Origin of the sequence: Treponema zioleckii, from assembly GCF_014737315.1 — a bacterium.
GTDB classification, from domain to species: Bacteria; Spirochaetota; Spirochaetia; order Treponematales; family Treponemataceae; genus Treponema_D; species Treponema_D zioleckii.
Genome location: NZ_JPUF01000005.1, coordinates 53,555 through 76,755, shown reverse-complemented (window position 1 = coordinate 76,755; position 23,201 = coordinate 53,555). Strand labels below are relative to the sequence as shown.

Genomic DNA, 23,201 nt, shown 5'->3' with positions numbered 1-23,201 from the left:
CTTTTGTCGGCTTCTGACGGAGTATTTTTCGGCTTCAATTCTTGGACGCACGAAGAAATCGGTGATAATGGGAATGGAGAAGTTAGTTCAACCACAAGGATTTTGTTTGACAATGGCAAGTATTATGTTATGCCACAAGGAAATACGCTGCATTTATGCGTGAACGATGCGAACATTAACACCATGAACCAGTTGCATTTTACAAAAAGCAATCAAAGTTTAAAAGTTCAAACTGGGGAAAATGGAAATTCTTTTTCTATATTTAATTTTGAAAAAGTAGGAACAGATTTTTATATTACAATCGAAGGAGATTTGGGCGGCCTTATCGGTTCTTTTCAAACGGAGCAAAGTGCTTCAAAAATCAAGATTTCCTACAAAATCAGAAGACCGATTCTGGACGAATTTGGAAAACAGACGAAACTTTACTATATTTTCATTTGTTCTGACACATTTTTTAACACAAACCGCTCTGTTTTAAACGACGCCGTTGTCTATGCTTTTAATTATTATTTGGACAATCCAGATTCTTGTTTTACTAAGCTAAATGCAGAATTGATTTCTCAAATTTCAAAGCCGGAACTGCGGATTTTGAGAAACCTAATTTTTGCCCGCTACGGATACATTTTTAAAAGCAAAGATTTGAATGACCTGTTTCGGAAATCTTTACCAAACTATAATCCGACAATTTCTGACCAAAGCGAAATTGAACTTACCGAGAAAGAACAAGAATTAATGCAGATAATACAAGAATACGAAAATAAACTCCCGCAGGGCAAAACGCGCTTGAAGGTTAAAGGCTGAGCGTCGGTTGGTGAGCGGAGTCGAACAAAAACAATTTTCCCGCATTCAGAAAAGCTGGTGTATAATTAAAGGTATGAAAAAAAAATTCAGGACGCTACGTGGTAAACTTTCTATAATTGCAATGTCCTATTCTTTTGGAATATCCGTATTTTTAACTATTGCCAGTTTTTTCTGTATGCGTTCTTACATTACAGAAAATCTTATAAATTCTTCGGCTTCCGCCTTAAAATTAATCGCCGAAAATATTGAGATGGACCTAAAATCCATAAAACAATTTGAGCATTGGTGCAGCACAAGCGGTGAATTTTCAGAAATCAATAATGAATCTGGACGGAACGAAAATTTTAATCTTTACGAAAAACTCATTGGCGAGGTGCGCATTTTACGTGCAACCCCTTTTATCCGCCGGGTCATCATTTCAAATAAAGAGTCGAACAATTTTATTCAACTCACATCGGCTTCAAGTGCTCCTGTAACGCAATATAACATTGGGAGATTTCGCGGGTTGTCGAACGAAAATCTTACTTCTTTTTGCTACGACCCGTTTTTTCCGCAGAGCGAAGGCTATGTTTTGCCAATGAATTTTAAAATCTACGACAAAAACGGAAAGCAAAACGGCAGCTGGGGCTATATTGCACTAGATTCTTCTATTATATTGTCACATTTTAAGGACTACAGAACAGATGATGTTGTGTTCATTTCTTTGGGAGGACGAACGTACAAACTGGAAAAAGGGATTCTTTCAAAAGGCGTGGATTCTGAAATCTCACAGGCAAAACAGATTGTGGTCTGTCCGATTCTTGAAGGAAAAATAAATCTTTCAATCAGTCTGTCCCGTTTAATTTTTAAACGGCTCAGGGATTTTTTTATTCATCTTCTTTTGTTGTTTGGGGTAGGGCTGTATTTTTTGGGATTCGGAATAAAAGCCACTTTGTCAAAAGTCGTAACGGTGCCGGTTTCAAAATTACAAAAACAACTTGACCGAGTTGCGTCTGGTAATTTTGCGCCAAATCCCGGAATCGAGTGGGATGATGAATTTGGCGATATTGGCAAAGGACTTAACAATCTTTCAAAAAGCGTGAATTCGCTGATGATTTCAAAAGTTGAGGACGAAAAGAAAAGGCAGCAGCTTGAATACAAAATTCTTCAAAATCAAATAAATCCGCACTTTTTGTACAACACGCTCAATTCAATAAAATGGATGGCGACGATTCAGAATGCTGTGGGAATTGCCGAAATGGTCACTTCCCTTGCGCGCCTCTTAAAAAATATCTCAAAAACGTCGAACGCGCTTGTGAGTCTTGGCGAGGAACTTTCTCTGTTGGACGACTATTTTGTAATTCTTCAATACCGTTACGGTGGCGCTATTTCAATGGAAAAGCAAATTGACGAAAATCTAAAAGACGCGCTGATTCCTCGGTTCACTTTGCAGCCACTTTTGGAGAACGCTATTTTTCATGGAATCGAGCCGACTGGAAACGCTGGTTCAATAAGCCTAAAAATCCAAAAACTTTCGAACGGAATTATCGAGATAAATCTTACCGATAATGGCAGAGGAATGGATGCTGAGCAAATAAAAGAAATTCTTTACCAGGACGAAAATGATTCGCAAAAAAATAATTCTGGAAGCGGACTTTTTAAGTCAATGGGAATTTTGAACGTTCAAAAACGAATAAAATACGAATACGGTTCGCAATACGGGCTTTCAATTGTAAGCGAAAAAAATAAGTACACGACTGTAAAAGTCAACATTCCTTACAAAAAAAGCGAGGTGAATGCAGATGCTTAAAGTTTTGCTTTGTGATGACGAGCCGCTTGTTCTAATCGGTCTGCAATCAATGATTTCTTGGTCGGAATACGGTTTGGAAGTGTGCGGAACTGCCCGGAACGGAGAAAAGGCGATAGAAGCGATTGATAAAGAAAAGCCCGATATTGTGTTGGCAGACATAAAAATGCCCGTAAAAAGCGGACTTGAAGTTGCAGAATATTGCAAGAACAAATATGGCGATGACATTCAGTTTATAATTCTCACAGGTTTTGAGGAACTTGAATACTTAAAGCAGGCAATAAAACTTTCTGTGGTCGATTATCTTATGAAAGTCGAGCTGACGGCGCAGACTCTTGTTGCATCGCTAAAAAAAGCCACCGAAAAATTGATTGCGTTTAGAAATGCGGAGCAAAAAGAAAACTCTGCCGTGAGCGATTCGGCTTCCGTAAATTCCATGCAGCACATTATGCGGGACAAATTTTTTTCCAGGCTTTTGAATCATCTTTTTGAAAGCGAAATGCAATACAAAATCCAAAAAGAGGAACTGCATATTGATTCGGATTTTAAGGCGTTTATTGCGGTTTGCGTGGAAATAACGAACGGCGAAGCAGAATCTGAATCCAAACCGCTTGCTCTTTACACGAGCACGATTGCGTTGGTAAACGAAACCGTTCAAAAATATTGCACGAGCCATTTGGTAACGCTCGACACAAAAAATTTTGTGATAATTTTCTGTCTCGAAGATGACAAAGAAAATTCCGAAATTGTAGATTTTATAAATGGCGTAATGGAAAAAATTCAGTCGATTGTCAAAAATTATTTTTCGGTGGAACTTTCACTTTCAATCGGAAAAACTGTAAATAATCTTTATGAAATTTCAGATTCCTATGATTTGGCAAGACAACGGAACAAGGAAAAACTCCTTTTGAATTTGACCGCTTACAGAAAAAATATTACGCAGGCATTCGACGAAATGGACGCAACGGCACTAAAAAACGCCATGAATCAAATTTCGGACTGCATAGAATTGAATCCGTCCATGCAGGTGCAGGCTTTGGATGCGGTGAGCAGAATTTTGTACATGTCAATGTCGCTCTTGCAAGACGGCGAAGAAGTCGTTTCAAAAATCTTTGCCGGCGAAAAAGACAATTACCGATGCTTGTATCAACTGCATTCTTGCGCGGAAATTTCTTGGTATCTCACCAAACTGAACGAAGGTCTTTGCGCCGAGTTGAATTCCAGAAAAAAAGATTACAAAACAAAACTTGTGGAAGAAGTGCAGGCATACATTCGAACAAACGTAAAGAAAAAGCTGAATCTGAACAACACCGCTGACCTTTTTAACATCAGTGCGAATTATTTGAGCCAACTTTTTACTCGCTACGCTTGCTGTTCGTTTATAGAATATGTGAACGAGCAAAAAATCGAGCGGGCAAAACAGTTGCTCAAAGGAAACAAAGCCAAAGTGAGCGACGTTGCCGAAGAACTTGGATTTGAAAATGCCTTTTACTTTAGCAAAGTCTTTAAAAAATACACCGGCATGTCACCGCACGATTTTGCTTGCCGCTAGGAAGCCGAATTGTCAACGTATTCACGCCTTTTTGGAATCTTCGTCATCGTTAATCCAAAGGGGATGTCCTAAAAGTATTGTCATGCTGAATTTATTTCAGCATCTACGCTACATATAGGGTAGAGATTCCGAAACGAGTTCGGAATGACATTGTATTACGAACTTATTGGACAGCCTCATGACGGTTGTTGAGATTCGCATGACAGGATTAATATTCGGCTTCAATTTCCATAATTTTCTCGTAAAGCATTTGGTTTATTGGAACTGGCGTGTCGGTTTCTTTGCCGAGACGAATCACTGTTCCCGAAAAAAGCTCCACTTCTGATTTTCGTTTGGCAATTCGGTCCTGTCCCATTGAAGGAGTTCCGTTTGGAGCAAAAGTGGCGATGATTTTTATCCATTGATTTATGTCATCATCATTCAGATTTATGCCCTTTTTGTTTGCCACGGCTTTAACTTCTTGCATTGCGCCAACAAAAACGTCTTTTAGCTCTTTTGTTCCGAGTACTTGTGAATAGCAGGCACTAAAAACCATACAAGTTTGGTTTATTCCCACATTCAGCATGAATTTGTTCCATAACTGCCTTAGAATGTCTTTTTCTTCTATATAATGTATGCCTGATTTGTCAAAAAAATCTTCCAGTGATTTTAATTTTTCTTGCACGCCACCGTTCGCCACGCCGATTCTAAGTTCGCCTTCTTTTGTGTAACGCACTTCTGAGCCAAAACGCATTGAATCCATTGCCTGCGCCACAGAATAAACGATTTTTTCCCGACCAAAATGTTTTGCAAGAACTTCTTCGCTCGAAATTCCGTTAAGAACAGAAATTATTACGGTGTCTGGGCCTACGCATTTTTTTATCGTTTCAAGTGCTTTTTCAAGGCCTGTGAATTTTACTGCCACGAGCACAAAATCTGCTGGCATTGCATTTTTTGCATCGACCATTCTGAATTTTTTTGAAACACCGTTAATCTTAAAATCGGTATTTTTGTATTTTTCAATTCGCTCACCGTCCATCACAAACTGAACGGCTTGGCTTCCCAAGTGCTCCTGAATTATGTTCGCGTACATAAGTCCCAGAGCACCCATTCCGATAATGCTTGCTATTTTTTATTTCTTTCATAAGAATATTGTAGTGAATTTTTCTGCGATTGACTATTTCTTTTTTTGTTTTACGATAATTTTGAATCAAAACAAAGATTTGGAGGGGACAGATGTTTTTTCTTGTCGGCGTGCAGTCGTATAGCCACGAACTGGGATTTTACAAAAAAGAAGGAACTTGCCCTAATTGCAATCGCACAATAAAACTTGGAATTGTACGGAATTCAGTTTGGCTCACAATATTTTTTGTTCCGTGCTTTCCGCTTTCAATAAAATATTTTAAGTTCTGCCCAGAATGCGGAATTTCGGCACAGATTACTAGAAAAGAGGCTAAAGCCCTTCTCAAATAGCGGTAAACTGTCTGCCAAGTTTACAAGTTGCTTTCCGAAGGGAGGGAAGCTTTTTTTTGTGTACGTAGTGGAGAATTGCATTTTTATGTGTTTTAGAGCCTCTTTGAGTCTATTTTTTTAGACACTTTTATTTTTGTTTCTTCTGACTTATATTGATTTTATGAATATTGATGAAGGAAAATTACAAGAGTTATTACATCAGCGAAAGCGTTTTATAAAATCATCTGGTGATATTCTTCCAGTCTTTTTTTTCTCTTTGCGGTTATATAATAACTGTTGTATTTACTTTTTATAATGTAAATATGAAAGAGCTTCCTTTATTTGTTATAATTTTGGCACTTGCAATGTTATGCGGATATATTGCCATTTTTGTTTTTTCTATTTACAACTCTAGATATTCTCTTGAAGCTTTTCTCAAAGATATTACGGCCTGTACAAATGAACATAACTTTTCACTTCTTTTGTTAAAGGATTCTCATGGGCGTTTTCTTTTGAAGAAAGATAAACGTTGGAAAACATATTTGTTTCCGTATTCCCGCACAAAAGATGATGATATTTTGGGGATAAAAACATTTGCAAAAGAAACATTAAATCTCTCCCCAATCGAAATCCTTTCTATAAAAGAAGAAGATTTTACAAAGCGCTCTGTTTCAGCAAACATGACAAAAACATATCATCATATTTTTTATAACTGCTCTTTTGAGGCAGAACAGCTTCCAAAAAAAGACAGTTTTAAAATTAATGGCACTAAATACAAATGGTTTTCTTTTGATGATATGAAACTTGATAAGGATCTTTGGCTTAAAAATAGTGAAAATATTGTATTTGTTGAAACACATTTTTAATTTTGAACTGAATCTAAAATTGTAGAATAAAACATGAATTATTTGATTGATATTGACGGAACTTTGTTGAATGGCTCGGACGCGTTGACCGGGGCGGTTGATTTTATTGACAGACTGAATCAGAATCATGCGAATTATTTACTGATGACGAATTCGATTAAAAACGTTGAAGTTCAGCAAAATCGGTTGGCGCAGGCTGGAATCAACGTGCAGGCGGAAAAAATTCTAAATCCGATTGTTGCGATAAACAAATACTTGCTTAATATGAAAATCCAAAAAGTAAAAATAATCGGTTCCGAGGCTGAAATCAAGCAAATAAAGGCTTGCAATGTAAAGCAGGATTACGAAGCCGTTATTTTGTTGGATTTTGAAAAACTGAATTTTGGTTACGATGTGATTCAAGGAATTATTGATGATGTCGAAAATGATATAAATGTGCTAACTGCATCTTTATCAACTTTTTATTTGAAAAATGGCAGAAAGGCTCTTGATACAGGTGCTTTTGTAAAAATCATTGAGGAAATAACTGGTGCAGAAATAAAAAATTTCGGAAAACCGTCGCAGGAATATTTTGATGTTGCAAGAAAAATTCTGAATTCTGAAAAAAACAGTATTTGTGTGATTGGCGATGACTGGAAGACGGACGTAACTGGTGCAAATGAATACGGAGCAAAATCTGTGCTGGTAAAAACTGGAAAATATCAAAAAGATGATGAATTACGTTGTATCCCGCATAAGATTGTCGAAAATCTAACGGAACTTTAATTCAAAAACTCAAAATTGCAGCGGACAGGTTCGCTTTTTGCGTCTTCGTGCAGGTGTAGCCCGTTTCCGAGGCAGTTTTTCCAGTTTTTGCATTTGGCGCACTTTCCAACTTTAGACCAACTTCTGTCTCGCATATTTTGGTAGCGTTCGTTCCAGAGCCGCATGAATTCAAAGTTTTCTTCGTAAATATTTCCCTGAATAAAATCCTTTGCCCGCACAGAAAGGCACGCAGAAACGGAACCGTCGCACATTACGCTGCCAACGTTCACGCCGCCGCGACAAAAAAAGAAATAATCGCGGGCTTTAAGCTCGTAACTTCCGAGATAGCCTTCGCACGCATAATTCAAGTGAATCGATTTTCCGTCTTTGGTTTTGTAGGAACGCGTTTCCACGATAAAATCCATGAGCGAGCGATATTCTTCTTTTGAAAGTGCCAAATCGTTTTGGGCGGCACGTCCCTCTGGAAAAATCGAAAAAATTCGCCACATCGGAACATTCATTTTGATTAGGTAGTCGCGAAATTCCCGCAAAATTCCTAGATTTCCTCGGTGAACGCAAGTGATTACGTCAAAAACGAGCCTGCCAGGAAACTGTTTCTGAAAAGTCGTGGACATTTTTATGGCTTCCTGAACTTTTTCAAAAGAATGCTCGTTTTGTCGCAAGTGATTGTGTTCGGTCTTAAAGCCGTCAATGCTAAAACTTATTGAAGAAAGACCCGCGTTCAAAAGCGCGACAAACCTGTTCGGGGTGAGTGCAAGGGAGTTTGTAACGATTCCCCAGCGAAATCCGCGTTTTTTTATCTCGTTTCCGGCTTCTTCCAAATCTTTTCGTAAAAGCGGTTCGCCGCCAGTAATGCAAATCGTTAGATTTTTGTACGAATTGTGAGCTTTTATGTCGTCCAAAACTTTAGCAAAGTCCGAAACAGGCATGTCGGGCACTCCGCTCGTTGCAAGACAGTCGCTTCCGCAATGAAGGCAATGCAGATTGCAGCGGAGAGTGCACTCCCAAAAAAGATATCGGAGTTCATGTGTTTTTATTTCGTGGTTGCGGTAAAGGCGAAAAATCGCCTGCTTTAGTTTATTGGGCATTTTTTAATGTTACCGTTTCGTTCAAATCGTCGGTGAGAGAAATGTTACTGGTCTTTTCTGCAAACGAGCCATTCTCTGCGCCGTCAACGTCGGTAAAAGTGATAGTGCATTTCCCTTCAAATATATCACTTAGAGAGACTTTTCCTTCGGAATTAGTTTTGTTTTTGTATTCATAACCTTCTGAATCTTTTACGTTTACCAAGATTCCTTCGATTGGTTGTTCTGTTCCGTTGATTTTGCCTTTTACAGTGCAAGAGTATGTATAAAATCCGTCTTCGGGCATTCCGTAGCAAGAAGTTAAAGTACCGATTCCTAAAATTCCAAGAATCGTTCCAAGAATTTTTTTCCAAGTCCAATGAATTTTGTCTTTCAATTTTTACTCCTAGTTTAGTTTCAGCATGGAAATCTGCTTAAATTATAACATATTTTAATATGAAATTAAACTCAATGTGAATAACTTTGTGTCATTCTGAACTTGATTCAGAATCTTAAATCCTTGCAGAATTAAGAGATGCCGAAGTGAATTCGGCATGACAATTTCCTAAATTACTGAAATTAGAGTCAAAACGTGCTTTTTTATAAAAATCTTAATATTTCCTTATCTTAAAATGTTTGGTCATGTTATAATTTATGTTATGAAAAATCGTTACATTCTTACTTCCCTCACCGTGCTGTTTGGCATTGGGGCTATGTTTTTTGCCACAAAGGTGTTATCGCGCGGGAGTGGAGCAAACATCTTAAAGGTGGGCTTTGTTTTTAACGCAGATACTGCGACTGCCTATACTATAAATTTTTCCCGTGCCAAAAATGAACTCGAAGATGCTTTTGGCGATAAAATTCAGATTTATACAAAATACAATATTGGAATTGGACGAGATTGCGAGAATGCGATTGAATCGTTGGTGACGAACGGCTGTCGCCTTATTTTTACAGTGAGTTATGGTCATGGTTCTGCAACAAAACTGATGGCACAAAAATATCCAGAAGTTCAGTTTTGCCATGCGACGGGGGACCTTTCAGGTGTGGAGCCGAATCTTCCTAACTATCATAATTTTATGGGAACTATACACGAAGGTCGTTATGTTTGCGGAGTGATTGCAGGAATGAAGTTGCAGGAACTGATTGCAAACGGCAAAATCAAACGGAATCAGGCGAAGGTTGGATATGTTGCCGCTTTTTCGTTTGCAGAAGTTATTTCTGGCTACACGGCTTTTTTTCTTGGCGTGCGGAGCATTGTTCCCGAAACCGAAATGGTGGTACGTTATACGAATACTTGGTCTAATCACGTGCTGGAAAAAAAATACGCTGACCTATTAATCGATGAAGGCTGCGTGATTATAAGTCAGCATTCCGATACTGCAGGTCCGGCAATCGCGTGCGAGGAAGCTAGCACAAAGCGCGGAAAGACGGTTTTTTCGGTTGGCTATAACCAAAGTATGACGGACGTTGCGCCTACAACGTCATTGGCTTCTTGCAGAATCAATTGGACTCCATACGTTTTGGGAGCTACTGAGGCTGTTTTAAAAGGAAAGAAAATAGAAAAATTCGTAAAAAGTCCGTACAAAACTACAGATGCTTCTGCTGGATTTGACAGAGGCTGGATTGAAATAATGGGGCTGAACCGACGGATTCTTGCGCCTGGTTCTCTGGAAGAAATTGAAAGCACAATAAAAATGTTCAAAAATGAAGGCATTACGGTTTTTAAGGGCAATTATATTGGCGTGAATCCATTTGATAAAAATGATGTTTGGGACTTGCGCAGACCGTTCATTGAATGTGCGAATCGCTCCGCGCCAAGTTTTTGTTATGTGCTTCAAGATGTAATTACGGTGGAGGAATAAATGCTTGGAATCTATCTGAACCTTATTCTTGCCGCTTTTGGTTGTCTTGCCCTCGGTTCGGGAGTTATGTTCTATTTGCAAGAGCGTGACTGCGGATATATCCGAAACTTTACGATTCTCTTTGCTAGTCTTGCCTTTTTGATTGGCGTGGGCTATGCGATTATGGGCTTTACACCGAATCTTAGTTTTGCTTGCATTCCGCGGTTTTTCGGGCTTTTGGGAATCGATTCGTTCCTTTATTTTGAACTTGCATTTTTGTTTGTTGAGCTTCGCATAAAATTAAAGTGCCGTGCAATCATTTTGGGTTTCTTCGGAACTTACTTGCTTTTTGACATGATTATTTTTGGTCAGCCGACAGCAATCAATTATGTTCGTTATGAATTTTATACTGCATACGAAAACAAATTGGCTGGTTCATTTTTCTTCCATTATATATATGTTTTTTTGCTCATTCCGGTCATGTTGTATTTTGGAATCCGCTGGTTCAAGTCCAAAAAGGCGCGGCGCGATAAACTTTTTACGCTGGAGGTTATTTGCGCGAACTTTGTGATTCTTTTTGCCGCAATTCCTGATATGTTTCATTCGGTTTTTACTTCAAAATATCCAACGTTCGGATATTCGGCGAGTTTTTTGTTCGTTTATTTTTCGTGGTGGTTCGCGGTCAAACGCCACATTATGTTTACGCCGACGGTAAAAAATGTTAGTCAGGAAATTTTTTATTCGCTCGATATTCCAATAATCATTTTTGATATGGAAGGAAAAACCAGCCTGTTTAATCCTTGCGCCCAGCTTTCGCTCAAGATTGAGACCAACGCTCAGTCTTCGTTACGAAGTCTCTTTACGCTTACGGATGTAGAAACAATGCATTTTCTTGCAAAATCCAAAAAAGGAATTGACTCGGCGATTCATACAATCGTAAAGGCCACAAAAGCTGAGTGCACTTTGGTGAGCAAGATAAAATTTGATAATGCCAATGACCCGTTTTGTATAATTTGTACTGTAATACCAAAAAGTGAGGAATTGTGAGCATGAAAAATCCAGAAATCTACAAGCCGTATCAAATTGTCGGGCTAGTTTTTTTGAGCATGGGACTAAATGTAGGCGGTCGCGTCTTTGCTGATTCTTTTAATCTTCCGCTTTGGCTTGATTCCTTCGGCACTTTTCTTACGGCGTATTGCTTGGGACCAGTTTGCGGTGCGATAGTCGGTGTTTCTGGAAATATTTTGCACGGGCTAATAAATCCAATTTCGTTCATTTATTCAATTACCAGCATTTTTATTGCAGTCATCGTTGGAATTTTGGCGCGTCGTGGCTGGTTTGAAACTCTCCTCAAAACCATGTCACTTTCGGTTTTGGTTACGCTGGTTTGCGTGGCGATTTCGGTTACGCTGAACGTTGCTTTTTATGGCGGCGATGTTGGAAATCCGTGGGGAAACGGAATTGTTGAAGAATTTTCGTTCTGGGGATTGCCGCGTCCATTTTGTATTGTTTTGGGACAGTTTTACATGGATTTTTTGGATAAAGTCATAACGCTGGTGCTGCTTTTTGTTGCGCTTCGTGTGTACCGCGTTCTAAAACCTTTTCTGCCAAGATTCTTAAAAATCGCGCCAGTTTTTTTGATTGCTTTGCTTCCGTTTTTTTCGGCGCACAAAACTTACGCGGAGGCACGAAATTATAATTCCTACGCGCATACCGTTTACAACAAAGAAAATGGAGTTCAGGGCGGAAAGGCGAACGACATTGCTTCTACGAACGACGGTATTTTGTGGATTGGAACTTACGAAGGTCTGTATCGCCATAACGGTCACGAATTCCGGCTTATGAATGAGTTTGAGTCGATTAAAGCCGTGCGCAGCCTTTATGTTGATGATGAAGGAAGACTTTTTGTCGGCACAAATGACAACGGACTTTCAATCATTATTAACGAAACTGTAATGAACGTTCTTGAAGAAAAAGACGGCTTGCCTTCAGACACCGTGCGAAGCATTATCCGTGGCTCAGACGGTTTGTATTACGTTGGAACGATTGAAGACCTTGCCGTTCTTTCCCTTGCAGACGGATTGGGCGTTTTAAAAATCGTTCCGCAAATTCAGAGCGCAATTGTTTTGACTTCGGACGAGCATGAACATATTGCCGCTGTTACTGCAAAAGGCGGGCTTTTTTTGCTGGAGAACGGAGCAGAAATCATTTGGTCATCTAAAGATATAAACGAAAGATTTACGAGTGCCTTTTTTTTGCCCGACGGAACTTTGTGTGCTTCTACAGAAAATAGCAAACTACTTAGGTTTTCTATAAATGGCAATGAAGTTTCTGAAGTTGACGAAATTGCTTGCAAACCGCTTAAGCACATAAATTCGCTGGATTATTATGATGACACTTTGTTTTTATGTGCTGACAATGGGGTAGGTTGCATTTGCAACGGAAAATTTTCGCTGATTGAAACCGGCGGATTTAATAATTCAATTGACAACATGACTCAGGACTATCAGGGAAATTTGTGGTTTGCCTCTTCACGTCTTGGCGTTCTAAAAATGAGCCAGACTTCTTTTACAGAACTTTACAGTTCTTCAAATCTTCCTGTTTCCGTTGTAAATTCAACGGTTCGATTTTTGGGCGATATTTACTTTGCCACTGACGACGGACTTATGGCTTTGAGCGGAAAAACTGGCCATGCACTCAAAAATGAACTTACCGAAGCTCTTTCTGGAACTCGGGTTCGTTGCCTTACTTTGAGCAAAGACGGCTCACTTTGGATTTCTACAAAATCGCGTGGAATAATTCATGCCTTGCCGGACGGAACGATGACAAATGTTGGTCGAGGGCATGAATTCCGGCTTGCGATTGAGCTTTCGGACGGAACAATTGTTGCCGGTGCAAACGATGGAATTGGCTTTATAACAAATGATGAGATTTTTCAGTGGCTCGGCGAAAAAGATGGGCTTGAAACTTCCGTGATTCTTACGCTTTCCGAAAATCGTGATGGGCGGATTCTTGCAGGCACTGACGGCGGTGGACTTGCCTTAATAAAAAAGAATGTTGTTCCAATAAAAAATGATGATGAAGGGGATTTGCTTAGCGTAAAGTATTCGATTTCGAGACTCATAAAACGTTCGGACGGACTTTCATCTAACGTTATTTTGCGAACTGTAAATGATTTTGACGGAGTGCTTCCAACCAACGGTGTTTTTGTTGTAACAAGCAACAGCTTGTGCTATGTGAATTTTTCAAACAACAAAGTCTCTTGCAAGCTGCTTTCGAATTTTCCTTTCTCCAACAATTACGACCTTGTTGTGCGCGAAAACAAAAATATCTTCGTTTTGAGCGGGGCAGGTATTTTCGTGGTGAATCGTGACGAACTTTTAAGTGGCGAAAAACTTGACTTTGAGCTTTTGGATTTGAAAAAAGGATTGCGAGGTTCACTCACCGCAAATTCGTGGAACTATTTGGACGAAAATGGCGACTTGTATCTTTCTTGTGACAATGGAGCCAACCGAATAAATCTGAACACGTATGACAAGGCTGAACATTCCTATCGAATGCAGTTAAAATCCGTGTTGATTGACGGAAAACGGCACATCGTTCAAAAGGATATTCCTTTTGTAATTTCTGCCGAAAGTACGACGCTCGAAATTGTGCCTGAAATCATAAATTATTCTTTAAACACGCCCTATATAAGTCTGTATTTTGAGGGGGGTGATGAAAAACCTGCCGTTATGCTGCAAAGTGAACTTTCAAGCATTGTGTACACAAATCTGCGTGCCGGTGAATATAAATTCCATCTTGGCGTTTTGGATTCAAAAGGTCGCGAGACAGTTGAGGAAGCGACATACATTCTTTCAAAAACTTACCGCATTTACGACAACTGGTATTTTATGCTTTATACAGTGGGTGTTGCAACTCTTGCGATTGCCTGGCTTACAAGTTACGTAATGGCGAGTTACGGCAGAAAGGCAAAAGAAAAACAAAAAGAAGAAATGGAAGCTATCAAGCGGCAAGTGCGCATGGGCAACGAGACGATTTTTTCCATTGCGAATGCCGTTGAAGCTCGCGACAAAAGTACGGGACGCCATTCTTTCCGTGTTGCAGAATACGCAGTTTTGATTGCCCGCGAACTTGATTTTTCGGAAGAAGAACTTGAACAAATCAAAAACACTGGACTTCTGCATGATATTGGAAAAATTGGCGTACCCGACAGTGTTTTAAACAAACCTGCCCCTCTTGCAAATGATGAATATGAAGTTATGAAGACTCATACCATTATTGGAGGCGAGATTTTAAAAGACTTTACACTTATTCCGCATGTAGATGAAGGCGCAAGGTTTCATCATGAACATTACGACGGTTCAGGCTACCCGAACGGACTAAAAGGAGAAGAAATTCCGCTCAACGCACGCATTATTGGCATTGCGGACGCATTTGACGCAATGACGGCAACCCGCGTTTATAGAAAAGCCTTGGATATGAACTTTGTTGTAAGCGAATTAAAACGTTGTTCCGGGACTCAATTTGATCCAGGCTTGGTAGAAATAATGCTAGAGCTGATTCGCACAGGAAAACTAAACGTAGAGCGAACGGTGGAAGAAAGCGTGCCTTAAAAACGGGAGCGTGCAACACTTTAAGGAATCTTAATTCTTTCTTGTGATTTTCTTTAAGTCATGTTAATTTAAAATAAGATATGCAAAAGTTGCACGCTAATTCAAAGCATACTTCTCGTCGCATAATAGCCGTAACTTGTACGGTAATGGCAATTTCTATAATTGCTGTGGTTGCTATTTTTTATAGGTTTTACGATGTTTCAAAACAGGCGATAATCGGAAAATGGCAGAATGTTGCCGTTCAGACTGCGAATCGCGTGAATTATTACATGCAAATGCCAATAGACGCGATTGAATTTTCAGCGGTCTCAGTGAATGCAATGAGTCGTGCAGGCGCATCTCACGAAGAAGTTGGCGAATATCTTATAAACGAGACAGAAATCTATTCCTCAACAATTAGCGAGAATAACACTGGAATTTACGGATATTACAAAGGCGTATATCTTGACGGTTCAGGCTGGATTCCTCCCGACGATTATCAGCCGACTGAAAGACCGTGGTTCAAGGAAGCCGTGTACGGGCAGGGCAAAGTATCTCTTGTGCAACCATATTTGAATCTGCAAACAATGACGATGATGATGTCGGTTAGCAAACTCCTTGATGACGGAAACAGCGTTATTTCGATGGATATTTTTCTTGACAGCGTTCAAAACGAAATTGCAAAACTTACGGACATGGGTTTTGTCAAAAAATCCTACGTAATCGACAAAGACGGACATATTGTGGCCTCTTCAAATTCTGATGAAATAGGTTTGACAGTTCAACTTTCTTCTATATTACAATCACAAAATGCGGAAACAAGTTTTTCGGTTCCAGTGAATTCTGACTGGGACTGCGTTCTCGTAATGAACGAAAAAATGATTTTCCGCTCGCTTTACATAATTTATATCATGTCGGCTGTTGTGCTTTTTATTGTAATCGTAATGATTTCTGTGGCATTCTTTCACATCAATAAAAAGTATAAAGAAATTGAATCGCTGAACGATGAAATAATGGCAATTGCCGACATTTATCAAGCTGTCGTACGATTTGAGGTTGCGGCGGATTCAGTGTCGGTGATTCAGAGCGACATTGATTATAATGAAATTATAACTGACTGCAGTCAGAATTGGAGCCAGAATTATTCGCGCTTTTCCGAAAAGATAGCTTCGTCGGGGGCAACTCTGCTTTTACGGGATTTTTTGAATCCACTCACATTGACGGCAAGACTTGAAGGAACAAATTCGATTTCGATTGAATTCATTGACAGAAAAGGACGCTGGATTCGTGCAAGATACATTGTGGTGAGTCTTACGGAGGAAGGAAATCTTGAAAGCATTCTGCTCGCATTTGAGTCGATTGACGAAGACAAAAAACGGCAGGAAACGCTCAAAAAACTTTCGGAAACTGATTTGATGACCGGAATCAAAAACCGCGGTTCGGGCGAACAACAAGTTCGTCAGGCACTTTTAGAGGGCAAACACGGAATGTTCTGTTTGATGGATGTTGACAACTTTAAGTCCATAAACGATACATTCGGCCATCAGATTGGCGATGAAGTCATAAAAGCAATTGCAAGTTGCCTTAAAAAAACGTTCCGAGATTCCGACATAGTTTTTAGACTCGGCGGAGATGAATTTGCAGTTTTCTGTGTTGGTGTAAATGATACAGAAATCGGTGACAGACTTTTACAAAGATTCTTTTCTCAAATTGAGACAATCCACATACCAGAACTTTGCGAGCGACTCATTACCCTAAGCGTCGGAGCTGCATTCTTCCCGGAATTCCCAAAAGACACCTTTGAAGCAATGTATTCCCGTGCCGACGAAGGCATTTACAAAAGCAAACGCGACCGCGGAAATCAAATTTCTTTCAATTCCATACGCGACATAATTGTAAAGTAAAATAATAAAAAGTTATCGATAAACGTATAATGTTTAGTCTTGTGGTTTGATTTCTAAGTTTGATGTAAAATAATCATCAACTGGAACATATTCCGCAAACAAAAGTTGTGGTTTGATTTCTAAGTTTGATGTAAAATAATACGACGTCCATAACCACGTCTGTAAAATGGTTGTGGTTTGATTTCTAAGTTTGATGTAAAATAATGCGCTTTTGCGTTGAAAGCAATGTAAAAAGGTTGTGGTTTGATTTCTAAGTTTGATGTAAAATAATAATGTAAATAAAAGGTTGGTTTTCGACATGGTTGTGGTTTGATTTCTAAGTTTGATGTAAAATAATGACCCTGTTTAAAAGGTTAAACTGAGCCGGTTGTGGTTTGATTTCTAAGTTTGATGTAAATAATCCGTAAAAATAACATGTATTCCCCACTATAGTTGTGGTTTGATTTCTAAGTTTGATGTAAAATAATTCATTGCAACTATTGCAGAAGCCTTTTGAAGTTGTGGTTTGATTTCTAAGTTTGATGTAAAATAATTATTACAATGCCGTACGCTTGCGGTCTAAGTTGTGGTTTGATTTCTAAGTTTGATGTAAAATAATCGCGTAAGATTCAATAGTGTTACTTGCCTTGTTGTGGTTTGATTTCTAAGTTTGATGTAAAATAATGGTAGCCATGATTCCCCCCAACACGATAGTGTTGTGGTTTGATTTCTAAGTTTGATGTAAAATAATAGACACAGACGACACATATTTCAACGCCTGGTTGTGGTTTGATTTCTAAGTTTGATGTAAAATAATAAAGAAAAGAATTGTCTTTCGTCTCGTCGGGGTTGTGGTTTGATTTCTAAGTTTGATGTAAAATAATCGTTGCTCAAAACGTTAGTAGATTCAGACGGTTGTGGTTTGATTTCTAAGTTTGATGTAAAATAATTTACTTCGCGTCAATTACACTTGACGCAGTTGTTGTGGTTTGATTTCTAAGTTTGATGTAAAATAATGTATTTTCTGATACATCGTCACTATCCCATGTTGTGGTTTGATTTCTAAGTTTGATGTAAAATAATTTCCATGTCCATATTCTCAATGTCGATTGTGTTGTGGTTTGATTTCTAAGTTTGATGTAAAATAATATACCCGAAACCCAAGGAAATTACAGAACGGTTGTGGTTTGATTTCTAAGTTTGATGTAAAATAATATGAGTTTGCTAAAACCATATTAAATAATGATTTACATTGAATTTGTACATCAAAAAATGGGGAAAATGTTGCGATTTTGCATTATTTTCCCCATTTTTTTAAAAGAATTCCAGTTGAGAAGGTTGTTTTTCTTTTTTTGCAGGAATTGCACCTTCAAAAGATTCAATTTGTCCAAATTGTTTATCGGTAAACTTTAATATGCTTACTTTGCCTTCTGCAGGAAGCCACAATTTTATGCGTTTTATGTGAACTTCGCAAGCTTCGTTACTGCCACAAAAACGCTTGTAAACACTATACTGCATCATATCATAGCCATCTTCCAGAAGCTTTTTTCTAAATTCACATGCACGTTTACGTTGTGCCTTTGTATTCGTTGGTAAATCAAATAAACAGAACAACCACATTATTCTATACGCATTAAACCTTTCACGACTCATTTTACAAACTCCGGTAAAGTTAAATTCTCAGTTTCTCCGCTAAAAATTTTTGCCAAAGAAGAACTCGTTATTGTCAGCGCAATCATCAAGGGTCGCGTTACATTTCCAATCAAAACGTCTCGAGTTAATACATTTAGAATTTGTCGCTTAAATTCTGTTGTTACCTCCTCACAAATTTCATTTTGATTTATATACTCAACAACTTCATCATCAATATATGGACGATAAGGTTCCATGATGTCATCTGCAAGAGCATAAGCATCGTATTTATTATGATGATGAATCCCAAAAGTTGGAAGCAAACCAGAACCTGTTAGAGCTCTGGCCGTTGCAGCTCTTAAAATTGCATACCCATAATTAAGAAGATTGTTCGGATACTCTCCGTATCGAGTTCTCTCCCAATCAACATCTATAAGTAAATCCCAATAGATTTTTGCAGCAACAGCTTCCCGGTTTGTGCTGTCATCAGTTTTTACATCATTTGCGTATTTTTTTAACTGAATTGAATTTAGATTATATTTTTCAAGAATTTTTGCCTGATTTTTTATTTTCTGCATAATTATTTGCTTCCAGCATTTTTTCTTTGTTGGAACAGTTGCTTGTATTTGTGCAGCAAAAAGTTGATTTTGAATATTATTACAATCAAGCGGAAGATTCATCGAAAAAGGCAAGTGTTTTTCATTACAGAAAACTACGGAGGCGTTATTTTGCGCTAGCGCGTTTATAACTGGAATTGAAACATAGACTTGGTTGTTTTCGATGATAAGAAAACCAATATCTTCTATTGGGACAGAAGATTCGTTGCAAGTCTCTTTGTTCTGGATAACAAGCTGCTTGTTTCTTAATGTTAAACAAACAGCATTTGAAAAAAATAAAGTTCGTTTAATCATATTGCCTCCCACTTGAAGTTATAAAAAAATGTTACAAATCATATTTTAACTAGGATTTGTAACATTTCTAGAATTCTTTATTATTTTTTAGGAATAATTTCACCTGTCGGGGAGATTATGAAATCTGTACCTTCGACGAGACCGATGAACTGATTATCTTGGTAGCGACGACAATCTACAAAGTTATCAAGTTCAAATTTTCCTGGAATATATTCCCATGCTTTTTGGCGAATTATATGAGCAAGGCAAATAAATACTCTATTTCCAGATTTTCCCAATCCTGCAACTCGGTACATTCGATTCCAAATCTGTTCAGCCGATAAATCAAAAATATTTTCATCATAAGAATTTTGCAAAATGACAATTTTTCCGATTTTCAAGACTTTATATAAAACAAGTCCATCTTTTTTCAATTCGCACGAAAACTTTTCATTTTTTTTCGTTTATCTATTGATAACTTTATTGCTCCATACAGACTTATAATTTGACTTATTGATTTTTCTTTTCCATTCTCATCTATACCACGGTATAATGCTATAAGATAGTTCTCATCGTTTGCGACATAATAATATTGCTTATAATCATTTGGATTCTTCTCAGAAATATCTTTCTGTTTTTTCAACTTAAACGCTGAAGGATCTCTAGGAATAATTCTTACTCGTTTTACATAAACAGCCTTTCCCTTCATCTTATATGGCAAAAGAATTCCTTTTTCATGAATATCGACGAGAGTCTGCTTTCCGCTTTCAAGGTTATTGCAAAATGTGTTACGGATTCCTTTGTCCACAATTTTATCAGCATTTTTTTCTATAACCTTATCAATATCTTTCATTAATTTATTGTTTTCTTCAACAAGTGTTCTTACTTCAACTCTCTGAACAAAAATCGGCTTTTTATTCTCCAAATTTTCGCCTTTTTCTGGCGGAGTCATAATGCAGCCGTAGAATGTATCTTTGTGCAAAGAACCGCGTGCAGTGTTTCCCTTAATATAGATTTTGTTTCCATTTTTGTCTAACTTTGGCTTTCCTGTACGCGGATCACGAAGAACTTTCTTTGTCTGGCGTAGAGAATTGTCATCCACAAAATGCTTTGGCACAATGTATTGTACGGCAGCGAGAACATCTTTGTCGAATGAATCCCACGGTTTTGCGAATTTTAAATGCGTTCCGTCGGCACTGTTTCTGATTGCCTCAGAAAGCAGATTGAATTTTCTTCGGTCAACGCAGGCAATAGTAAGTGCATCTATAACATGATGGCGATAATTAGAACGGTCTTTGCTTTCTGCTCTGTCGAGCAAGCCCCACTGACGCTTAAAAGTGTCGGTCATTGAACCTTTTACTGGGAATGTATGAGGAAATACAGATCTTAGATACTGCAAAGCAAACTTTGTAATGATTCTGGTGTCGTTGAGCTGACTGTGTTTAAAACCACCAGTTACTTCTTTTGTCGTAAAACGGCGTAGCTTTCCCTTGTAGTAGTCAAGTTCAAGTTGAGCTTTGTGTCGCTCTACGATTTTCTTATTTTTGATTTCTGGGTCAATATAACCACCACGAATTTTGCTTCGCTCAATAATAGCAAGACATTCGTTAATTTTGTCTTCGTACATTCGCTCAAATCGCCTGCTGATTTCCGCAAACTCCTCCGTAAGCTCCGACGGAATATGCTGTTTCTTTACATTCCTGTTAAAGTCAGAATAACACAAAGTAAGGTTCTCCAAAGAATCATCATAAGAAAGGCTTCTCGGAATCGTATGCTCAAAATCAAATTTCGGGTGCGGACCAAACAAATCGCAGATACTGATTTTCTTTCCTGTGTATGGGCACATTTCGTTCTGTTCTTTCCACAAACGGAACTTTTTAATGTCAGATTCTGTCGGCTCAATTTCAAAACCGCATTCTTTGCAAAGTTTAATTATCTGAGCTTTGTATTCGGCGTTTTTCTTTTCATTGTCTCTCTGGAAATCTTCAATAGCCTTTCGCCAGTTCTTATCATTCACTTCGTTGGCAAGCTCTACATGAATTCTGGTCTCTCTGTCGATTTCACCTGTTTTGATAAGATAGTTCACGAGTTTTCTAAGCTGGAACAAAGCCCGCATTGCAACAGGATTTTTTACGCTCGGTGTTCTTGGGGAGCCAAGATAAGTTTTGCCATCATCTGATTCTTTCGGTCGTTCCAGATTGTATTCAGTTTCCGACGGATGATATAGTTTTGCATTCTTTTTGATTTCAAATCCCTGCTGATTCAAGTATTCCAGAATTAATTCGTCACTTCGCAAAGGCTTGTACTTATAATCATTCGGATTTTTTGTGACTGCGATTTTGAGTGTATCTTCTATTTTTTCAATTACTTCATCACGAATCTCTTTTTGCTCTGTCAGCGGCTTTTCCGCAAATTTCCTCTTTCCGAACAAATCTGCAATTTGATCATCAACAATTGATTTATCCCATTCTTCGCTGTGGAAGTCGTGCTTTTCGTCTTTAAAAATTGCCTCAATGCAGCGATTAGCAAGCGTGATTCTATTGTTTTTGTCTTTCAATGTCGAAGTAATAGTTTCAACAGTCTTTTTCAATTTCTTCGGCATGTTTATTATAGACTTCCTTGCCAATCATCGTCGGGATATTTGCCAGGAAGACTGCATGAGAGTAAACATTAACCTTTTTTACAAAAACGGAAGAATTTTTCGGATTGCTTTTAAGCTGAGGTTCGCGTAGCCCTGCTGAAAATGAATCGCACAGAATTTTTCTGCCGTTTCAGAATCAAGATGAAGTTTGTTCAGAGCAAATTCATGAAGTTTTTCATCATCATCAAAATCATACAGAACATGCCAGATGTCGTTGATGTCGTAATATTTTTTATCTGAGGCAGAATCTTCATTCGGAATTTTTATATTTTTCCAGTTATCACTAAAAATATTTTTTAACTCTCGTGAAACTGGGCAACCCGCAACATTCGTGTCATCTCGGTAATTAAACTCCCATTCATCATTCTTGCCACGGATTTTTTTGGCAATGTCCTTGAAATCAAAATTGCCTTTTGAGCGGAAGAAAAGTGGCTTTATAGATTCTTTTTCTTCTTCAGTAAGTTTATTGTCTTTAGGGTAATGCTCTTCCAAATCATCAAAAAGGCTTGGCCCATCAAAATTATCAGAATTTCTGTAGACGCGAATGCTATTGATAAAAGACAGCATTCGGAATTCTTCAAATTCAAAATGTGAAATGGGGCACCGTGGCTTATCAGTTTCAAAAGTACATTTTCCGACCAAGAATTTCTGCGACTTTAATTTGCGCTGAAAGAAAATCGCTTTGTGCAAGTCTCCTTTTAATTTCTCAGAGATTTCTTGAATTTCGCAAATTCTATTGAATTCTTCTTCATAATGCTCTTTTCGGGAAGTGTATTTTCCACGAACTTTCTCACCTGCTTGTTTAAGTTCATAAAAATACTGACCGAGCGTTTTGTTGCCTTTTGCCTGTGAAAGCTCAGAAATTCCTTCGCTTACTTTTCCATCTGTTTCTTTTGTCGTTTCTTTTCTGTTGCTTAAAAATCCTCGACGTTGCGCAATATGATACAATGCACGCCCAATTTCATAAGGCTCACACTTCTGCTCAACGCATTTTTTACGCAAAAAGTACGGTTCCCAATTTTTTTCTTCGTCGGTTCTGTACCAGTTTATAAAATTCTTTGATGTAGGATATATTTTTTCCTTGTGCCATTTTTCAAGCTCTTCCAGAGTGAGCGGACACATTCCGTTATTAATCAAAACTCTGAGCGTTTCATGTTTTCGAAGTTTTCGTCTGAACTTTAATCTTCGGGCAGAACGGAAGCCTGTTCTTTCAGAGGCTTTTGAACTTTCCACACCTTTTTCAATTTTTACGCCTTCTGGAAAAATATATACACCGCATTTTTCGATTTTTTCAGCGTTTTCGTCAACAATTCCCCAGCCGATTGAATTAGTACCAATATCAAGTCCCAAAGTTTTCATAATCTCTCCCGTGTTTTTAATTTAGTTCCATAAAAAAATTATTGCACTTTTGATTATAACATGATATTTTAGATTCAGAAATCAAATCACAA

The 23,201-nt window shown here is 38.2% G+C and carries 18 protein-coding genes and 1 CRISPR repeat array; of the genes, 10 read left to right on the top strand and 8 right to left on the bottom strand.

Features of this window, described 5'->3' with window-relative positions:
- From JI65_RS02735 to JI65_RS02725, 3 genes are all read left to right on the top strand, one after another.
- Positions 1-801, top strand: an 801-nt coding sequence (locus tag JI65_RS02735) for a YARHG domain-containing protein (RefSeq protein ID WP_191013843.1), incomplete at its 5' end; no start/stop codon positions are given.
- Positions 802-976: 175 nt separating this feature from the next.
- Entirely contained in the window at positions 977-2,590 is a 1,614-nt protein-coding gene (locus JI65_RS02730) for a sensor histidine kinase (RefSeq protein WP_191013842.1), read from the top strand.
- Positions 2,583-4,139 carry a response regulator gene (locus JI65_RS02725; RefSeq protein ID WP_191013841.1) on the top strand — a complete coding sequence of 519 codons (1,557 nt, stop codon included), beginning with the start codon at positions 2,583-2,585 and terminating at the stop codon, positions 4,137-4,139. Before JI65_RS02730 ends, JI65_RS02725 begins: the two co-directional genes overlap by 8 nt.
- A 208-nt stretch (positions 4,140-4,347) precedes the next feature.
- On the opposite strand, the gene JI65_RS02720 is transcribed toward JI65_RS02725, so the two are convergent.
- Positions 4,348-5,229, bottom strand: a complete 882-nt coding sequence (locus tag JI65_RS02720) for a ketopantoate reductase family protein (protein WP_191013840.1) — start codon at positions 5,227-5,229, stop codon at positions 4,348-4,350.
- Between the two features lie 125 nt (positions 5,230-5,354).
- On the opposite strand from JI65_RS02720, the gene JI65_RS02715 reads away from it, so the two are divergent.
- The 3 genes from JI65_RS02715 to JI65_RS02705 all read left to right on the top strand — a co-directional run bounded on the left by JI65_RS02715 (position 5,355) and on the right by JI65_RS02705 (position 7,201).
- A complete protein-coding gene (locus JI65_RS02715) occupies positions 5,355-5,591 on the top strand; it encodes a zinc-ribbon domain-containing protein (RefSeq protein ID WP_191013839.1) in 237 nt (78 codons plus the stop codon).
- A gap of 302 nt (positions 5,592-5,893) precedes the next feature.
- Positions 5,894-6,436, top strand: coding sequence for a hypothetical protein (locus tag JI65_RS02710; RefSeq protein ID WP_191013838.1), 543 nt, complete (start codon positions 5,894-5,896; stop codon positions 6,434-6,436).
- Positions 6,437-6,469: 33 nt separating this feature from the next.
- Positions 6,470-7,201 (top strand): HAD-IIA family hydrolase, encoded by a 732-nt coding sequence (locus JI65_RS02705; protein WP_191013837.1) that lies wholly within the window; start codon positions 6,470-6,472, stop codon positions 7,199-7,201.
- Here JI65_RS02705 and JI65_RS02700 read toward each other — a convergent pair.
- Positions 7,198-8,289, bottom strand: a complete 1,092-nt coding sequence (locus tag JI65_RS02700; RefSeq protein ID WP_191013836.1) for a TIGR04133 family radical SAM/SPASM protein — start codon at positions 8,287-8,289, stop codon at positions 7,198-7,200. The genes JI65_RS02705 and JI65_RS02700 overlap by 4 nt on opposite strands.
- Positions 8,279-8,662, bottom strand: coding sequence for a radical SAM-associated putative lipoprotein (locus JI65_RS02695; RefSeq protein ID WP_191013835.1), 384 nt, complete (start codon positions 8,660-8,662; stop codon positions 8,279-8,281). The genes JI65_RS02700 and JI65_RS02695 overlap by 11 nt, the downstream gene beginning before the upstream one ends.
- A 262-nt stretch (positions 8,663-8,924) precedes the next feature.
- Here JI65_RS02695 and JI65_RS02690 point away from each other — a divergent pair, with 262 nt between their 5' ends.
- From JI65_RS02690 to JI65_RS02675, 4 genes are all read left to right on the top strand, one after another.
- Entirely contained in the window at positions 8,925-10,130 is a 1,206-nt protein-coding gene (locus JI65_RS02690) for a BMP family ABC transporter substrate-binding protein (RefSeq protein WP_191013834.1), read from the top strand.
- The gene (locus JI65_RS02685; RefSeq protein ID WP_191013833.1) at positions 10,131-11,156 is read left to right on the top strand and encodes a hypothetical protein; all 1,026 of its coding nucleotides are present in this window, start codon (positions 10,131-10,133) and stop codon (positions 11,154-11,156) included.
- Positions 11,157-11,158: 2 nt separating this feature from the next.
- A complete protein-coding gene (locus JI65_RS02680; protein WP_191013832.1) occupies positions 11,159-14,725 on the top strand; it encodes an HD domain-containing phosphohydrolase in 3,567 nt (1,188 codons plus the stop codon).
- Positions 14,726-14,805: 80 nt separating this feature from the next.
- Entirely contained in the window at positions 14,806-16,608 is a 1,803-nt protein-coding gene (locus JI65_RS02675) for a sensor domain-containing diguanylate cyclase (protein WP_191013831.1), read from the top strand.
- Between the two features lie 37 nt (positions 16,609-16,645).
- A CRISPR array of direct repeats spans positions 16,646-17,802; the repeat unit is 37 nt; unit sequence GGTTGTGGTTTGATTTCTAAGTTTGATGTAAAATAAT.
- Positions 17,803-17,901: 99 nt separating this feature from the next.
- On the opposite strand, the gene cas2 is transcribed toward JI65_RS02675, so the two are convergent.
- The 5 genes from cas2 to cas9 (JI65_RS02650) all read right to left on the bottom strand — a co-directional run bounded on the left by cas2 (position 17,902) and on the right by cas9 (JI65_RS02650) (position 23,109).
- Entirely contained in the window at positions 17,902-18,240 is a 339-nt protein-coding gene (gene cas2 / locus JI65_RS02670) for a CRISPR-associated endonuclease Cas2 (RefSeq protein WP_191013830.1), read from the bottom strand.
- Positions 18,237-19,130 (bottom strand): type II CRISPR-associated endonuclease Cas1, encoded by an 894-nt coding sequence (gene cas1, locus JI65_RS02665; protein WP_191013829.1) that lies wholly within the window; start codon positions 19,128-19,130, stop codon positions 18,237-18,239. Before cas1 ends, cas2 begins: the two co-directional genes overlap by 4 nt.
- Before the next feature lie 80 nt (positions 19,131-19,210).
- Positions 19,211-19,543 (bottom strand): hypothetical protein, encoded by a 333-nt coding sequence (locus JI65_RS02660; RefSeq protein ID WP_191013828.1) that lies wholly within the window; start codon positions 19,541-19,543, stop codon positions 19,211-19,213.
- Positions 19,540-21,711, bottom strand: coding sequence for a type II CRISPR RNA-guided endonuclease Cas9 (gene cas9, locus JI65_RS02655; protein ID WP_191013827.1), 2,172 nt, complete (start codon positions 21,709-21,711; stop codon positions 19,540-19,542). Before cas9 (JI65_RS02655) ends, JI65_RS02660 begins: the two co-directional genes overlap by 4 nt.
- 78 nt (positions 21,712-21,789) lie before the next feature.
- Positions 21,790-23,109: a type II CRISPR RNA-guided endonuclease Cas9 gene (gene cas9 / locus JI65_RS02650; RefSeq protein ID WP_191013826.1), complete on the bottom strand. Its 1,320-nt coding sequence runs from the start codon at positions 23,107-23,109 to the stop codon at positions 21,790-21,792.
- Positions 23,110-23,201: the final 92 nt, after the last annotated feature.

Coding starts and splice junctions, on each gene's coding strand:
- JI65_RS02730 (WP_191013842.1), top strand. CDS start 977: ATGCGTTCTTACATTACAGAAAATCTTATAAATTCTTCGGCTTCCGCC.
- JI65_RS02725 (WP_191013841.1), top strand. CDS start 2,583: ATGCTTAAAGTTTTGCTTTGTGATGACGAGCCGCTTGTTCTAATCGGT.
- JI65_RS02720 (WP_191013840.1), bottom strand. CDS start 5,229: ATGGGTGCTCTGGGACTTATGTACGCGAACATAATTCAGGAGCACTTG.
- JI65_RS02715 (WP_191013839.1), top strand. CDS start 5,355: ATGTTTTTTCTTGTCGGCGTGCAGTCGTATAGCCACGAACTGGGATTT.
- JI65_RS02710 (WP_191013838.1), top strand. CDS start 5,894: ATGAAAGAGCTTCCTTTATTTGTTATAATTTTGGCACTTGCAATGTTA.
- JI65_RS02705 (WP_191013837.1), top strand. CDS start 6,470: ATGAATTATTTGATTGATATTGACGGAACTTTGTTGAATGGCTCGGAC.
- JI65_RS02700 (WP_191013836.1), bottom strand. CDS start 8,289: ATGCCCAATAAACTAAAGCAGGCGATTTTTCGCCTTTACCGCAACCAC.
- JI65_RS02690 (WP_191013834.1), top strand. CDS start 8,925: ATGAAAAATCGTTACATTCTTACTTCCCTCACCGTGCTGTTTGGCATT.
- JI65_RS02685 (WP_191013833.1), top strand. CDS start 10,131: ATGCTTGGAATCTATCTGAACCTTATTCTTGCCGCTTTTGGTTGTCTT.
- JI65_RS02680 (WP_191013832.1), top strand. CDS start 11,159: ATGAAAAATCCAGAAATCTACAAGCCGTATCAAATTGTCGGGCTAGTT.
- JI65_RS02675 (WP_191013831.1), top strand. CDS start 14,806: ATGCAAAAGTTGCACGCTAATTCAAAGCATACTTCTCGTCGCATAATA.
- cas2 (WP_191013830.1), bottom strand. CDS start 18,240: ATGAGTCGTGAAAGGTTTAATGCGTATAGAATAATGTGGTTGTTCTGT.
- cas1 (WP_191013829.1), bottom strand. CDS start 19,130: ATGATTAAACGAACTTTATTTTTTTCAAATGCTGTTTGTTTAACATTA.
- cas9 (WP_191013827.1), bottom strand. CDS start 21,711: ATGCCGAAGAAATTGAAAAAGACTGTTGAAACTATTACTTCGACATTG.
- cas9 (WP_191013826.1), bottom strand. CDS start 23,109: ATGAAAACTTTGGGACTTGATATTGGTACTAATTCAATCGGCTGGGGA.